At 61.7% G+C, this 14591-nt stretch carries 13 protein-coding genes; 5 read left to right on the top strand and 8 right to left on the bottom strand.

Annotated features, from left to right (window positions below):
* Positions 1-2 precede the first annotated feature (2 nt).
* The 7 genes from JG747_RS29895 to JG747_RS29865 all read right to left on the bottom strand — a co-directional run bounded on the left by JG747_RS29895 (position 3) and on the right by JG747_RS29865 (position 8228).
* Complete coding sequence (locus tag JG747_RS29895; protein ID WP_064986293.1) at positions 3-1004, bottom strand: ABC transporter permease; 1002 nt, start codon at positions 1002-1004, stop codon at positions 3-5.
* Positions 1001-2524 (bottom strand): sugar ABC transporter ATP-binding protein, encoded by a 1524-nt coding sequence (locus JG747_RS29890; protein ID WP_202360608.1) that lies wholly within the window; start codon positions 2522-2524, stop codon positions 1001-1003. Before JG747_RS29890 ends, JG747_RS29895 begins: the two co-directional genes overlap by 4 nt.
* Before the next feature lie 74 nt (positions 2525-2598).
* Positions 2599-3582, bottom strand: coding sequence for a substrate-binding domain-containing protein (locus JG747_RS29885; protein WP_019860184.1), 984 nt, complete (start codon positions 3580-3582; stop codon positions 2599-2601).
* Between the two features lie 22 nt (positions 3583-3604).
* A complete protein-coding gene (locus tag JG747_RS29880; protein WP_202360607.1) occupies positions 3605-4381 on the bottom strand; it encodes an SDR family oxidoreductase in 777 nt (258 codons plus the stop codon).
* Positions 4382-4386: 5 nt separating this feature from the next.
* Positions 4387-5559 carry a galactonate dehydratase gene (gene dgoD / locus JG747_RS29875; RefSeq protein WP_202360606.1) on the bottom strand — a complete coding sequence of 391 codons (1173 nt, stop codon included), beginning with the start codon at positions 5557-5559 and terminating at the stop codon, positions 4387-4389.
* Positions 5560-6114: 555 nt separating this feature from the next.
* Entirely contained in the window at positions 6115-7008 is an 894-nt protein-coding gene (locus tag JG747_RS29870) for an NAD-dependent epimerase/dehydratase family protein (RefSeq protein ID WP_202360605.1), read from the bottom strand.
* A 62-nt stretch (positions 7009-7070) separates the two neighbouring features.
* Positions 7071-8228 carry a mandelate racemase/muconate lactonizing enzyme family protein gene (locus tag JG747_RS29865; RefSeq protein ID WP_069091366.1) on the bottom strand — a complete coding sequence of 386 codons (1158 nt, stop codon included), beginning with the start codon at positions 8226-8228 and terminating at the stop codon, positions 7071-7073.
* 279 nt (positions 8229-8507) lie between these two features.
* On the opposite strand from JG747_RS29865, the gene JG747_RS29860 reads away from it, so the two are divergent.
* The gene (locus JG747_RS29860) at positions 8508-9494 is read left to right on the top strand and encodes an aldo/keto reductase (protein WP_063827333.1); all 987 of its coding nucleotides are present in this window, start codon (positions 8508-8510) and stop codon (positions 9492-9494) included.
* Positions 9495-9581: 87 nt separating this feature from the next.
* On the opposite strand, the gene JG747_RS29855 is transcribed toward JG747_RS29860, so the two are convergent.
* Positions 9582-10235: a FadR/GntR family transcriptional regulator gene (locus tag JG747_RS29855; RefSeq protein WP_196774196.1), complete on the bottom strand. Its 654-nt coding sequence runs from the start codon at positions 10233-10235 to the stop codon at positions 9582-9584.
* Positions 10236-10629: 394 nt separating this feature from the next.
* Here JG747_RS29855 and JG747_RS29850 point away from each other — a divergent pair, with 394 nt between their 5' ends.
* The 4 genes from JG747_RS29850 to JG747_RS29835 all read left to right on the top strand — a co-directional run bounded on the left by JG747_RS29850 (position 10630) and on the right by JG747_RS29835 (position 14576).
* Entirely contained in the window at positions 10630-11910 is a 1281-nt protein-coding gene (locus JG747_RS29850) for an ABC transporter substrate-binding protein (protein ID WP_020628978.1), read from the top strand.
* 2 nt (positions 11911-11912) lie between these two features.
* A complete protein-coding gene (locus JG747_RS29845) occupies positions 11913-12836 on the top strand; it encodes a carbohydrate ABC transporter permease (protein WP_051726728.1) in 924 nt (307 codons plus the stop codon).
* On the top strand, positions 12833-13711 hold the full coding sequence (locus tag JG747_RS29840) for a carbohydrate ABC transporter permease (RefSeq protein ID WP_051726729.1): 879 nt from the start codon (positions 12833-12835) through the stop codon (positions 13709-13711). The genes JG747_RS29845 and JG747_RS29840 overlap by 4 nt, the downstream gene beginning before the upstream one ends.
* A 109-nt stretch (positions 13712-13820) precedes the next feature.
* Positions 13821-14576: an RraA family protein gene (locus JG747_RS29835; RefSeq protein WP_027047205.1), complete on the top strand. Its 756-nt coding sequence runs from the start codon at positions 13821-13823 to the stop codon at positions 14574-14576.
* The last annotated feature ends 15 nt before the right edge of the window (positions 14577-14591 follow it).

Below are 14591 nucleotides of genomic sequence, written 5' to 3'. Positions count from 1 at the left end.
CGTCATGTCCTGTTCAAGTGGTACTCGGCAATGACCACAGCAAGGATCAGCAGTGAGCCTTTTGCAAGCAATTGATAGAAGGTTGGCACGGACGTCAGTATCATTCCATTGTTGAGCACGCCAATGATGGCGACGCCGAGCAGCGCGCCGACAATCGTGCCCTTGCCGCCCTGCAAGGCACAGCCACCCAGCACGGCCGCCGTGATTGCCTCGAGTTCCAGGCCCTGGGATCCGGATACGGGCTGACCCGAACCGGTACGGGCAGCCAGCAGGATCCCGGCCAATCCGGCGGCAACACCACTCATGATGTAGATGCCGACGCGGTAGCGGTTGATGTTGATGCCGGAGAAGCGGGCGACAACGGGATTGCCGCCGAGCGCATAGATGTTGCGGCCGACGATCGAACGCGCGAGGAAGAGGTGGAATGCGATCGCGGTCAGCACCAGAATCCAGACCAGCAACGGCAGGCCGAGGATGCGTCCAATGCCGATGAACCGGAACGTGTCGCTGAAGATGGCGATCGACTGGCCGTCGGACATGATGAAGGCGATGCCGCGAAAGATCGCCATGGTGCCGAGCGTGGCAATGACCGCGTTGACGCGCCCGTAGGTGATGATGATGCCGTTGACGAGACCGGCAAGGCCACCAAGCACCAGGCCGGCAACGATGCCGGCCGCCGGCGACCCGGTCGCCTGGATGGCCATTGCCGTCGAGACTGTGGTCAGACCGACCGTGGCGCCGACGGCGATATCGAGACCGCCGGCGACGATGACCACGGTCTGGCTCATCGCCAGCACGCCGAGAATGGTGACGCCAAGGCCGATGTTGAGCAGGTTTCGGCTGGAGAAGAACACGTCGCCGCGCAGCGAGCCGAAGATGATGATGAGAATGGCAAGCGCCACCAGAAGGCTGATGTTGTGAACGCCGAGGCGCTCGACGACGCGCGCGGAAGCGCCCCTGGCGTCGGTCTGCGCTTTCGATGCGCGAAGCTCGAGGCTGTTCATTGAATGTGGTCTCCAGGCGCTGGTGCGGATTGCGGCATGGCGTGTTTGAGGATCGTCGCTTCGTCGACGTCGGGGCGGGCAAGTTCTGCCGTGATGCGGCCGCCTGCCATGACAAGAACCCTGTCGGCGAGACCGATTAGTTCCGGCATTTCCGAGGAAATCAGGATGATACCAATGCCGCTTGCCGCGAGTTCATCGATCAGCCGATAGATTTCCGCCTTGGCGCCGATATCGATGCCGCGCGTCGGTTCGTCGAGGATGAGCAGCATCGGCTGCCGGGCAAGCCAGCGCGCCAGAACGACCTTCTGCTGATTGCCGCCCGACAGTTTCGAAACCTGCTCGTCGAGGTTGGGTGCCTTGATCGACATCTTGGCTGCCAGCGGCGAGACAATCTCCAGCGCCTTGCGGCGGTTGAAGAAGCCGAAGCTCGACGTCTTGTCAGGCACGCAAAGTGCTGCGTTGTCGAGAATGCTTCGGAACAGGAGCAACGCCTCGTGCTTGCGGTCTTCGGGAGCAAAACCGATGCCCGCGACGATTGCCGCATGCGGACTGTTGGGGAGAACGGGCACGCCGTTCATGGCTATGGTGCCGGCGATGCGCCGGTCATAGCCGACAATCGCCTTTGCCAATTCGGAGCGGCCCGCACCCATAAGGCCGGCGATGCCGAGCACTTCGCCGCGACGAACCCTGAGGCTGACATCGCTGACGCGGTCTGTGGTCAATCCGGCCACATCCAGCAATTGTTCCCCGGACCGCCAGGTCTCGCGGGTGAACAGATCGTCGATGTTGCGGCCGACCATGAGCTTGGCGATGGTCTGCTCGCTGGCGCCGGCGGCCGGCGAATCATCGACCAGCCTGCCGTCGCGCAAAACGACAATGCGGTCGGCAAGATCGATGATCTCGTTCAGCCGGTGCGAGATGTAGATGATCGATGTGCCTTCCTCGCGCAGCCGGCGGATGACGGAAAACAGGCGACGCGCTTCATCATCGGTCAGTGACGAGGTCGGCTCATTGAAGGCGATCAGCCGGCCGCCGGCACGGATGGCGCGCATGATCTCGATCATCTGGCGTTGCGCGGGGCCGAGCGTGCCGCAGAGTTGGCGTGGCCGCATGTCCTGCTGCATGCCGAAGGTCGCAAGCACCCGGTCGGTCTGCTCCTCCAGTTTGCGCCAGTCGAGCAGGACGCCTGCCAGGCGCGGCAATTCGCCGACGAAAATGTTCTCGGCCACCGTCAGGTTCGGAACGATCTCCGGCTCCTGATGGATGACGCGTATTCCGGCCCGGTGGCTGTCGCGCGGTTCGCCGAAAACAATCGGCGTCGCGCCGTGCCGCACGGTGCCGCTGTCGGGACCGAAGACGCCCTCGAGAATGCGCATCATCGTCGATTTGCCGGCCCCGTTCTCGCCGACCAAAGCGAGCACCTCGCCTGGCCGGAAGGCGATCGAAACGTTGTCGAGCGCCTGCACGATGCCGAAGCGTTTCGATATGCCATCGAGCGAGAAGAAGTCGGATTGCGTCAAAGCTCACTCCCAAGGATCGATCCGAGCAGTTGAAGAGCGTCATGCGCCTTGGAGGCGCATGACGCAGGTCCGGCTCAGTGGCAGAGCTTGGCCTTGTAGTCCGATGCAAAATTGCCGGCGGTGATGTATTCCGGGTCGGTGAAGGACTGAACGGGCAGCTTCGTTCCGTCCTTGATCGAGGCCAGCAGGATCTTCACCGCCAGCGCGCCATGGTTTGCCGAATTGAGCCACATCGTACCACGGAATGCCGAAGGCTTTCCTGATCCGAAGGCTTCGCAGGCGCGGCTGCCGTCAATGCCGATGCCCATGCCCTGGTCCGCGGCATAGCCGGCGTTTTCCAGCGCTCGCGCCGCGCCCAGCACGCCGTCATCGTTGCAGGAATAGAAGATCCAGTTGGTGACGCCGGGATTGGCCGTCAACGTGGTGGTCATGACGTCGATGGCGTTGACCATCGTGTTGTCATAGGGGACGCGAAGGATGTTCGCCGGCTTGAAATCGGGCACCGCCTTCAGGAATGCTTCCTCGGCACCCTTGTTGCGTTGCATGCAAGTGTCGGCCTTGCGGTCCTCGATCGAGGCGATACGCACCTCCTTGCCGGCCCAGCCATCGGCCTTGTAAAGCTTGGCCAGTTCTTCGCCTACCCGCGCACCGATATTGTGGGCATTCATGCCGACATAGGGGACCTGGGTGCCGTCCTGATAGTAGATATCGTCATCGACCGCCACCAGGGGGATTTTCGCCGCCTTGGCCTTCTCGGCGATGACCGGTCCCAGCGCCTTGTCGGGAACGACAATGGCGATGCCCTTGACGCCGTCACCGACCATCGTGTCGAAGGTGGTGATCGTCAGATTGGAGTCGAACTGGACGTCTTGCGAAACGAAGGTGGCGCCGGCCGCCTCGGCCGCTTTCTTGGCGCCGCCGACTTCGGCGACGAACCATGGATGCTCGCCCATCTTGTTGATGTAGCCGATCTTGATGTCGTCGGCGCTTGCTGCGCCAGCCATCAGTCCGGCAGCCAGTATCGCCAATGTTGCCAGAGCCTTTGTCGTCGTTTTCATGTGGATCCTCCCTGCTTGGTTGTCAGTCGTGGTACAGAACCGAGCGTCCACCATCGATGATGATCGTCTCGGCATTGATGAACGGCGCTTCGTCCGAAGCGAGAAAAACCGCCGTCATTGCAACTTCGTCCGGCCTGCCAATGCGCTTGGGCGGATGAAGGTCGTAGGCCCGCCGCTTCTCCTCGGCCGGGTCGGGAAACGTGTTCCAATAGGCTTGCGCGATCGGCGTCTCGATGTAGCCGGGGGCGATCGCATTCACGCGGATGCCGCGCGCCGCATATTCGATGGCGAGCGAGCGGGTCAGGCCGACAAGCGCATGCTTGGCGACCGGATAGGGAAATGTGTGGGGAATGATCTTGAAGGCGTGGCAGCTGGCTATGTTGACGATCGACCCCGAACCGTTTGCCAGCATCGTCGGCAACACCGCTTTGGCACAGAACCACGCGGCCTCAAGATCGAGCCTGAGACAGCGGTCCCATTCCTCGTCCGGCATCTGCAAAGGTTCGTGGAAGACATTGGCGCCGGCATTGTTGACGAGAACATCGACGCCGCCATAGGCCGCGATCGTCTTCGCCACCATGTCGGCCACTGCCGCGGTGTCGGTGACATCGGTTTCGACGAAAATGGCGTCGGCGCCCTTGGCACGCAATTCGTCGGCGACCGCCTTGCCGGTTGTCGCATTGAGCTCGGCAATCACGGTCTTTGCTCCCTGCATCGCAAAGGCGCGGGCGGTGGCGGCGCCGATGCCCTGGCCGGCGCCGGTGATGATTGCGATCTTTCCCTGAAGCCTGCCTGTCATGGCGCTCACCAGTCGACCACGGTGCCGTCGGGCATGACGGCGTTGCGGGCATGCAGCACTTCCTGCTTGAAGGGATGGCGCGCAATGACTTCTTCATTCACGGTGACGCCAAGGCCCGGCAGATCGGGCACGTCCCAGCGGCCGGGTTTGCGATCGATCGGCCAGGTGACGACATCGTCGTACCAGGCAACCGCGCCCGACATCTCCTCCTGGATGATGACGTTCGGCGTCGATATGCCGAAGTGAAGCGCTGCGACGCCGGCGATCGGGCCGAGCGGGTTGTGCGGCGCAAGGCCGATGCCGGCGGTTTCGGCCAGAGCCGCGATCTTCTTGGTCTCAAGCAGGCCGCCAGTATGGCAGATATCGGGCTGGGCGATGTGGAAGGCGCGCGCCGCAATCGAATGGGTGAATTCGCGGCGCCCGATCAGCCGCTCGCCGGACGCGATGGGAATCGCCGATCGCGCGGTGATATGCGCCAGGCCGGCGACATCTTCCGGCGGTACCGGCTCTTCGGCGAACATGATGCGGGCCGGTTCGATCGCCTTGAGATAGTCCATTGCCGCGTTGACGGAGGCCGGGCGTCCGTGAAAGTCGACCATGATGTCGATATCGGGACCGACGACCTCGCGCAGCGCGCCAACCATGTTGGCAACGGAGTCGACCGCCTTCGCCGGCGAGACATAGTGGGTGTAGGGAATGCAGACGACCTTGACCGCATCGTAGCCGGCCTGCGTGACGATGCGTCCGCGCTCGACGATCGTGTCCGCCGACCCGCTCTCATAGACCGCCTTCATGTCGCCGAGGCCGAGATGCGTATAGGTGCGCAGATAATCGCGGACCTGGCCGCCGAGAAGCCGCCAGACCGGGACGCCCAGCGACTTGCCCAGAATGTCCCAGAGCGCGATCTCGATGCCGCTGACGGCCGACATTCCCTCTACGCCGAGACGCCAGAAACCGTGGCGCGTCAGGATCTGGTAGCACTGCTCCACATTACGCGGATCCTGCCCGATGAGCAGTGCCTCAAGATCCTGAAGCGCGCCAACGACGGCACGCGTCTTCCATTCCAGCGTTGCCTCGCCCCAGCCAAACAGACCGGGCTCATCGGTTTCGACCCGAACGAAAACCCAATTGCGCATTTCCGCATTGCAGACGAGCGCCTTGATGGCCTTAATTTTCATAGATGCTCCCAGATGCGCCGTCTTTTTAAAAGTTATTATGTATGATTTATTATGGATCATATGAGCAAGTCAAGCGCGGCGTCGGCTGCACCGGCTTCGCGTCGTATTCGGCTGCCGTGCTGGCGGCTGACTACCGTTGGATGGATCCAGAATGGTCAGGGTCCGTCATCGCTTTTCACCAGCGAATGACCGCAGCGGGCGCGAAGCCCTCATCGGGTCTGAGCCCGCGATGGCTTCATAGGGTCAGGTCACGTCGATGAAACGCGGGGAGGTTGATCAGAAAAAACCGGTCCCGCCCGTCAGTTCTCTGCGCGGCGATATCTCCGACGCCATGCCATCATGAACGTCTCGGCATCGCCAGCTGCGTTGCGGAATGCCTGGGTCGATTCCGTGATCCTGCCGCTCATCAGAGCCGGACAGGACATTGCTCGCAGGCGAAGGCTTCTACGCCAAATTAAATCTGCGCATCTCGCGATGATTCCCCAAGCTCCTCACAAGATTTGGGTCGAACGTGGATGCGCGCGCGACATCGCCGTTCCAATCGCGCAGGCACTGTCATGAATTCGCCGGGCTTCGCCAATCATGTACTTGCCTGAACCCTAGGACCTCGCGCACTTTTCGATTTGAGATTGGCCCCTCGAACACATCCATGGAGCGCGTAATTGGCGTGTCGGGGGCATGTTTCTTGAGAAACTCCGCCGTTGGCGTGTCCGCAACGATGTTGTCGTTGACGGCGTTGAAGATCTGGAATCCCAAACCGTCCTTCTCGATGCACAGATCCACGATCTGGCCGAGATCGCGCGCATCCATATAGGTCCAGCCGTCTCTCCGCCGTTTTGACGCGTCGGCCAGGAATTCCGGGAAGCGTGCATAGTCCTGCGGTTCAACGACACCGCCGATCCTGAGTGCATAGATGTCGGCTCCGCTACGGGAGGCGAAAGAGCGTGCAATCTTCTCACCCAACACTTTGGAAAGACCATAGCTGTCGGTCGGATCGACGTCGTAATCCTCATCCACCGGAAACGACGTGAAATCGCGTTCGCCCTCGGCAAAGCACACGCCATAGACCGTTTCGCTGGAAGCGGTGACGATCTTGCGGATGCCGAGCTTGGCGGCGGCCTCGATCACATTGTAGGTCGACTGCACATTGGCGGCGAACATGGCGTTGTCCGGTCGCAGGAATATCCGCGGGATCGCCGCGAAGTGGACCACTGCGTCGACCGGGCCGCGGCCCTTTCCGCCGAAATACTCTTTGAACCCGAAATGCAGCGTCAGCGCATTGTAGGTTTCGCCGGCGTCGGCAAGGTTGGTGATGACGGTGTCGACCCCTGGAACATCGAGCGGCGTCAAGTCGAGGTTCAGGACCTGATGCCCGCGTCTCAGCAAATAGGGTATGACATGCCGGCCGATCTTGCCGCTGCCGCCGGTGAAGACGATCCGCTTGCCCATGGTTTCCTCCCAAGGATTTATTTGATCGTGCGCCGGATCCCGTCAGCCAAGCCGGTCATCCGCTATTCAAAGACGCCGAAGCCGGGGACGGCGTGTTTGCGGACTCCGTCCATGTCGAGCTCGACGCCGATGCCCGGCACGTCGGGCACCACGATATGGCCGTCTTCGACGATCGACCTGGCGCCGTTCGGCAGGCGGATATAACTGTCCCACGCTTCCCGCTCCTCGAGCGCGTGCCATTCCAGCACCAGGAAATTCGGAACGCTGGCGCAAACATGACATGTCGCCATCGTGCCCAGCGGCGTCGACACCAGATGCGGCGCGAACGGCACGTAGTACATCTCGGCGAGATTCGCGATCTTGCGGCTTTCCGCCAAGCCGCCGCATTTCGGCACGTCGGGCATGATGACGTCGGCGCCGTAATTCTGGAGCAGTTCCCGAAAGCCCCAGCGCAGATAGAGATTTTCGCCAACGCAGATCGGCGTCTTGGTCCGCATGCGGATCTGCTTCAGGGCCTCGACATTTTCCGCCGGGATCGGCTCTTCCAGCCACAGAAGATTGAAGCGTTCCATCTCGGCCGCTATGCGGCTGGCGCTGAGCACGTCATAGCGTGCGTGCAGATCGATGCACAGATCGATGTCAGGGCCGACCGCATCGCGCACCGCCGCGACGCGCTCGATCATGGAGCGCAGCTCCGCGCCATTGATGGTGTGGTTCACCGCGTCGAACTTCGCCGGGTGGTGCAGATTGTCGATGTCGAATTTCAGCGCGGTGAAGCCTTCCGCCACCATGCGGCGCGCGCGCGCCGCGCATCCCTGCGGCGATCCCGATTCATCGTCGCCGTCGCCGCAATCGGCATAGAGCCTTATGCGGTCGCGGAACTTGCCGCCGAACATGCGGTAGAGCGGCTGGCCGGCGGCTTTCGCCGCCACGTCCCACAAAGCCATTTCTAGCCCGGTCAGGGCGATGAGGAAGATGCCGGCCTGGGCGCCGGAAAAAACATGATCGCGGCGAATCTTGTCCCAACAATATTCGACATTGCGCGGATCCTGGCCGATGAGTTCCGACTTCAACTCCGAGATCAGCCCGACGATTGCGGCCGCACCTGCGTCGGGATTGGCTTCGCCATAGCCGGAGATGCCGGCGTCCGTATCGATACGGATCAAGGTCGCCTTGCCGTGGTACGCGACCACCGCCGTCTTGATGTCCACGATCTTCATCGAATCCTCCCCGTGATGCTTACAGACGCAGATTTCTATCTAAGCCAAACTTGTCTAATAAGCATACAAGATGAAGCGATAAGACGTAAACCCCCTTTGAGGGATTTTGCGTGAATGGCCCATCAACCATTTAATACCATTGAATTATTTGAGAAACTCGTGGCTCCCGATCAGGAATCACAAATCGCAAGAGCCTACTTGTTAGACGAGTATATAAGCGTATAAATTAGGTTTCAGCAGGGCGATAGCCCACGCATGCCGTCAATCAGGAGGAACAGGATGCAACAGCGACAGCTCGGATCGTCGCCGGTCAAGGTATCGGAGATCGGCCTTGGGACTTGGGGTATGTCCGGCGCGTTTTGGGGCGCGGCCGACGATGAGGAATCGATCCGGGTGATCAGACGCGCCCTGGAGCTCGGCATCACGCTGATCGATACGGCCGAAGCCTATGGACATGGCCATGCCGAGGAGGTCGTCGGCAAGGCGCTGGCCGGCCGCCGGGGCAATGCTGTTATCGCGACCAAGGTCGCGCCCAACCATCTCGAACCCGCCGCGATTGAGGCGGCACTCGACGGTTCGTTGAAGCGCATGCAGACGGACTATGTCGACGTCTATTTCGTTCACTGGCCGAACTCGGATTTTCCGATCGGCCCGACCATGGAGATGATGGAGCGGCTGCGCTCGTCAGGGCGCATCAGGGCGGTCGGCGTTTCGAATTTCAGCACCGCCGACATGGACAGTGCGCGCCAGCATGGCGTGATCGATGTTCTCCAGCCGCCCTACAACATGCTGTGGCGCGAGGTCGAGGCTGAGACGCTGCCCTATTGCCGCAAGCACAATATCGGCGTGATGCCTTATAGCGGTCTCGCCCAGGGACTGCTTACCGGCCTGTTGTCAGCGGATACCAAATTCGTCGAGGGCGATGAGCGTCGTACCACCGTTCTTTTCCAGCCGGGCACCTACGAGCGCGCGGTGAACGCCGTCGACGCCCTCAAGCCGATCGCGGCGCGCTATGGCAGGACGGTTCCGCAGCTTGCGATCCAGTGGCTGACCAGCAGGCCGGGCGTCAGCTCGCCGCTGGTCGGCGCGCGCACCGTCAAGGAGCTGGAGGAAAATGTCGAGAGCGCCGGCTGGACGATTTCCGACGCGGACATAGCCGCCATCGACAGGATTACCGCGCCGGTGTGGGCGGAAATCAAGGACAAGGGCGACATGTTCGGTTTCCGTGCACGCCAGCGCCAGGAACAGCAAGCGAAGAGAGCTTAGTTCACTTTTCCGGATTGCTCCAAATCAAGCCGTGTCCTCCCGACACGCTGCGGTGCGGCCAGCGCCAATGCTGGCTGCGCCGCTCCTTCATCGAGGCAAGCCGACCGCGGTGGTTTTCTTGAGGTGCCGGCGCATGGCTTCTTCCGCTCGCTTTTCATCGCGCGCCACGAGCGCCTCGTAGATTGCCCTGTGCATCTCCGTCGCCGAGGGCAGCGCATGCGGCATCTGATTGCTAATGCGCCTGCTCGCCATCTGCCACCACCGGGACGAATACATGAAACGGTCGAGGATCCTGTTCTGGGCCGCCCGGCAAATCTCCATGTGGAAATCCAGGTCGAGTTTCAGATAGGCGTCCGGATTGTCCTCGCTGGCCGACATCGCCGCCAGCAAGGTGCCAAGACGCTCAAGGTTTTCCTTGGTCATATGCTTGGCCGCGATCGCGGCGATGGCCGGTTCGATGATTATCCGCGTCGCATGCGCTTCGGCCAAAATCTCGCGGCTCTGCTCGGGCGGCAGCCAGTCGATGAGCAATGGACTGAGATAGTCCCACTCTTCGGCCGGACGCACCACCACGCGTCGTCCTTGCGCGATCTCGATCATGTCGAGAGACGCCAGGATCTTCAGCGCCTCTCGCGCGACCGCGCGCGAAACCCCGAACTCCTGAAGGATCTGCTGTTCCGACGGTCCCTGGCCACCGGTGATGCCGCTGCTGGCGATTCGACGCGCGAGCACGCCGGCCACCTGCTTGGGCAAAGTTTGAAGCTTGACCTCCATGGCATCCATCATTAACATCCACTTGTCTGATAAGCTTATAGGCTGATAGCTAGATATGCAGTCAACTTATCTCATGGATGCTCACTAACCCATAACTCGGTCTGCGGGAAGGGAGGATCGAACGGTGGAGGTCCCCGACAGTTCCATTCCTGGCTTTCCGTCGTCCGAGATCAGGATCGTTACGCTTTCGCGTTGGGACAAACGTGCCTAATCGCCCGGCGGGCGCGCAAGCGTCGTCCGGGACGTAATCCAGGCAGTATCGCGGCGGGAGGAGCAAGCCGCCGCGGACTTGCCAGAAAGGTTGAAAGTTATCGGCCGACCCCTGGATGGGCCGACCAATCAAACCAAGGAGGAGATTGTGATGTCCGCAAACCTATCGAGACGCAAATTCCTGGCCGCAAGCGCGGCAGTGACGGCCGGCTCGCTCGCCGCGCCGTGGATTGCCAGGGCAGACGCGAACGAGATCACCGCACTGCTGATCACCGGCGGCCCGCTCTATCCCAAATACTGGGAAAAGATCGTTCAGGATTTCACCGCCAAGACCGGCGTAAAGGTTCGCTACGACCTGTTGGAATTTACCCCGCTGACGGCGAAGGTGGTCACGCTGAGCGCGGCGCGATCAAGCCAATACGACGTCTACAGCACCCACACGGCGCAGATCGATTCCTACTTCAACCATTTCGCTCCGCTGAACAGCTATTTCAGCGATTCCGAACTGGCGGAATTCTATCCGGTTGCGGTCAAGTACCTGCGCGACCCCAAGACAGGTAATCTGGCGGCCATTCCGCGCAACATGGATTCCCGCGTCCAGTACTACCGCAGCGACATCTACCAGGAGAAAGGCCTGAAGCCGGCCGAGACCTGGGAGGAACTCGTCGATGTCGGGCTGAAACTGACCGGCAATGGCCATTATGGGCTGGTCGTGCCGGGGCAGGGCGACCCCGCGCAACGCACCTTCAGCGATCTGCTCTGGCAAGCCGGCGGCGATTGGGTGGACCAGGCCAACAAACCGGCTTTCAATTCCGAAGCCGGCATCAAGGCCCTGACCTTCTATCGCGATCTCATCCAGAAGCACAAAATCGTGCCGCCCGACGCGGTCGGCTATCAGTGGAACGAAAATTCGACCGAATTCTCCTCGGGCACGGTCTATGCCAATTTCGATTGGCCGGGCGCCTTCGCGACCCTGTCCAATCCGGAGACCTCCCGCGTCGTCGGCAAATGGTCGACAGCACCTTATGTCAGGGACAAGGCGGCGATCTCATGCGCCATCTCCCATGCCATGGCGCTCAATGGGCAATCCGGACGCAAGGAAGCCGCCGTCGAATTCATCAAATATACGGTCGGTCCGGAAGCGCAGCGGCTGCAGTTCGATCAGTTCACCAACTTCCCCAGCAGCCAGGCGATCGCCAAGGAAGTGATATCAGCGGCAAAGGGGCCTCAGGCCGTGTGGCTGCAGCAACTCGAGACGACGATAGCCAACGGCAAGGAATGGCCGAAGCTCGCCGGCTTCTCGAAAGTCTGCACGCTGATGTTCTCGGCCATCGAACAGGCCCTGACCGACCAGGCCTCTCCCGCCGACTCGCTCAACCAGGCGGCGACCGAGGCCGAGGAGATCATGCGCCGGGCCGGAGCTTACGATTGACGATGCCGCCCGTCGCGCAGCATCAGGTGCCGGGGCGTCGGCGACGTTCGCCGCTGCCCTACACCTGGCAGAGAGGATACCTTCTGGCCAGCCCGGCGCTCCTCGTCATGCTGGCCATCCTGATCTACCCGCTTGGATACTCGTTCATCATGAGTTTCTTCCGCTGGGATCTCAGCGGCTCGGCGCCTTTCATCGGGATGGGCAATTACACCGACGAACTCTTCGGCCGCCAGTTCAACCAGGCGCTGCGAAATCAGGCCATATTCAGCATCATTTCCATCACGATCGAGGTGGTGGCTGGAATGGCGATCGCCGTGCTCGTCAACGGCAAATTGCGCGGCATGCGGCTCGCCCGCACTTTGCTTTTGGTGCCGCCGATGATCGCGCCCGCCGTGGTGGGCCTGAATTTCCGCTGGCTGTTCAACACCCAGTACGGTCTGGTCGACGCGCTGCTGCGCATGTTCAATCTGCCCGACATTCCATGGCTCAACGACCCCACCTGGGCTCTTGTCTCGGTGATCGTCGCCGATGTCTGGCAGAACACGCCGCTGATGGTGCTGCTGTTCCTCGCCGGCCTGCAGTCCTTGCCGCAGGAGCCGCTCGAAGCCGCTACGGTGGACGGCGCCACGCCATGGCAGCGCTTCTGGCACATCGTGCTGCCGCTGATGCGCCCGGTCATCATGATAGCGCTGATGCTGCGCATCATCGACACGTTCCGGACCTTCGACGTCGTGTGGCTGATGACGCAGGGCGGGCCGGGTGGCGCCACCAACCTGCTCACCGTTTACTCCTACCTGCTGGCGTTTCAGGCGGTGGATTTCGGGCACGCGGCGGCGGTCTCCTACATCGCGCTCGGGATGTCGCTGTTCGTGCTCGGGCTCCTCTACGGAGTGCCGTGGCTGATTGCGAAACGGAGAGCGATATGAGCGAAGCCGCCATCGTCACCGCACGCGCCAGGCCAAAGCGCCGCCGACGCCGGTTCACGGCAGGGACCGCTGGTCAATACCTGGCGCTGGCCTTGACCGTCGCCTTCACCGTCTTTCCGCTTGTGTGGCTGTTCCTGACCTCGATCCGCAGTTCGGCCGACATCTTCTCCGTCCCGGTACACATTATCCCCGAGACCGCGACCCTGACACAATACGTGGCGGTTTTCGCCGAGTACGACACGATGGGTTATGTCTGGAACACCGTCATCGTCTCGATAGCGACGGTCATCCTGGTCCATCTGCTGGCCATTCCTTGCGCCTATGCGCTGTCGCGCTTCAGGATGCCTGGCGCCATGCTGATTTTCGGGCTGCTTTTGATCATGCGCATGATCCCGGTCATCGCGCTTGCCATACCGCTCTTTGCCGTATTTGCCGCCTTGGGCCTGCTCGACACCATCTGGGCGCTGATCCTGAGCCATACGGCGGCCAAACTGCCTGTCGCCATCTGGCTGCTCCTGGGCTTCATCCAGGATGTGCCGAAGGAGATCGAGGAGGCAGCCCAGTCGGACGGCGCCGGCACGGTGCGCACTTTGGTCCAGATCGTGGCGCCGCTGATTGCACCTGGCATCGGCGCGAGCGCGGTCATCACCTTCCTCTTCACCTGGAACGACCTGCTGCTCGCCTTGACGCTGACCTCGAGCAAGGCCGCGCAGACGCTGCCGGTCGGGCTCACCAACTTCGTCTCGCAGTACGGCATCGACTGGGGCGCCATGTCGGCTGCCGGCGTCCTCATGGTCATCCCGACCCTTGTGTTCGTCTGGTTTGCCCAGGGCCTGCTGGTCAAGGGCCTCACAACCGGCGCGGTTCGCGGCTGAACGGCGGACATGCGCCACAAGGAACTCGATGGCTTCGACGACGGGTTGGATACGCAACTGAATGACGATCGATGAGGTTGTCACCTCACCGTGCAATGGAGGAAACGGCATGGCAGCTGACCAGATACCGGCGATATCAGATATTTCCCGACCGCCGAGAGAATTGGTCGACGCGCTTGCGGCGATCGGCTCGGCGACACTGGCCAGCGAGCTTTACCATAAGATGGGCATTCGCGACCCGCAAATACGAGGCCCGCATCCTCTGAGACCTGGCCGCACGGCGGCGGGACCTGCTCTCACGCTCCAGTGCATGCCGAAGCGCGAGGATCTCTACAACGAGACCGAGTATGAGGAGCCGGAGCGGCAGTTGCACCGTCACGTGCTTTACCCCACGCAACCGGGCGACATGGTGGTGGTCGATGCACGCGGCGACCTCGGCAGCGGCATCTTCGGTGAGATGATGCTGACCTATTTCGCCGGGCGCGGCGGGGCCGGCGTGGTGGTCGATGGCTGCATCCGCGATTCGGCCCAGGCGGCGGCATTGGATATCGGCATCTGGGTGAGGGACGTCACGCCGAATTTCCACGCCCAGACCAACATCGTCCCCTTTGCCGTCAACGTTCCCATCGCCTGCTCTAACGTGCTTGTCATCCCTGGCGACATCATTGTCGCCGACGATGACGGCGTGGTCGTCGTGCCTATCGCCCTTGCGGCAAAATTGGTTGAACTCGCCGGCGCGCATATCGAGTGGGAAGAGTTTTCGCGCTCGCGCCTGGCGCAAGGAGGAGACCTGCGGAAATACTACCCGCTGAGTCCCGAGGGCGAGGCCGAATACCGCGCATGGCGGCATGCTCAACAGAAATGAGTGATGCCGGACGGG

The organism is Mesorhizobium sp. 131-3-5 (assembly GCF_016756575.1).
Lineage (GTDB): Bacteria > Pseudomonadota > Alphaproteobacteria > Rhizobiales > Rhizobiaceae > Mesorhizobium > Mesorhizobium jarvisii.
This window is presented reverse-complemented; position numbering and strand designations above follow the sequence as displayed.